The sequence below is a fragment of the Sphaerimonospora thailandensis genome, assembly GCF_016863115.1.
GTDB lineage: Bacteria > Actinomycetota > Actinomycetes > Streptosporangiales > Streptosporangiaceae > Sphaerimonospora > Sphaerimonospora cavernae.
This window is the reverse complement of the sequence record NZ_BOOG01000144.1, coordinates 1-940: the sequence shown is the minus strand read 5'-3', so window position 1 is coordinate 940 and position 940 is coordinate 1. Positions and strand designations below refer to the sequence as shown.

1 protein-coding gene is annotated in these 940 nt (G+C 64.6%); it reads right to left on the bottom strand.

The window, feature by feature from the left end; all coding sequences use genetic code 11:
- The coding region (locus tag Mth01_RS29350; protein ID WP_204019210.1) for a cupin domain-containing protein at positions 1–666 on the bottom strand (666 nt) is incomplete at its 3' end.
- Positions 667–940 lie beyond the last annotated feature (274 nt).

The following is a 940-nucleotide window of genomic DNA, read 5'->3' as shown; positions in this document are numbered from 1 at the left end:
AGCGGGCGGCGCGACCCGCGGTTGCTCTCCGAGCAGCGCGGGCGTGTAGGTGTTGGGCTGCGCCAGCAACAGCTGCGTCATCAGCAGCCCCTCCAACTGCTTGACGGCCAGCGGCTGGCTCAGCATGCCGCCCGGGTTTTCTGCCTCTACCCGGAGCAGCTCGATGAGCGACAGCCACGAGCGGCAGGCGGGCTGGGTGAAATCCATGCCCAGGGAGAAGACCAGCGGCCTGCGCAGTTGCCGGCCGAGCATCTGGCTGAGGCGGGTTTCCAGCGCGGGGCGGTCGAACCGCGCGATGAGCTGCGAGTTCCCGGCCGCCCAGTGCATCGTCATGCGCTCTGTCGGTGACAGCACAGAGGCGAGCCCAGTGGTGGACACGATCTGTTCCTGGCCGTGTGACACCTCGGCGACACCGGTCAGCGGGATCTCGACGAAGAAGGCACTCTCCATCGCGTCCAACGCGATCGACACCTCGGCGCCGTAGCCGAGGGAGAACAGGCCGGTCTGCTCGAACATCATCCCGTTCAAGCGGGCGTCGAGCCGAGCCCCTTTCGCGAGGCGCAGCCTGTGGGGAGCAAGAGCCTTCCCGACCTCTGCGCTGGCCTCGTCGGCGTCATGCGTGTGCAGTCGCCCATGCTCGGTGAGCGGGAGCGTCAGAGCGGTCAAGTCCACCTCATCCCGGGATCGACGGTCCGGACGGCACTACGCCCCAAGGGCCGGCGGTCGTTTATTCACAGCCGACGTAGTTTCAATTCGCATGATACGAGACGATGGCAAGTTGAAGTTGACCGGTAATGCACGCTCTTGTTACCTGTGATGCAACGGGTACGCGAAATTCATCATTTCGCTCCCGGTGTCGAGCCGTGTTAACTCTAATTCTTGTTAAAGAACGATCGCCCCTTGGCTTCGTACGGCAGGCGTCGCCGGCTCCGTCGGGAGG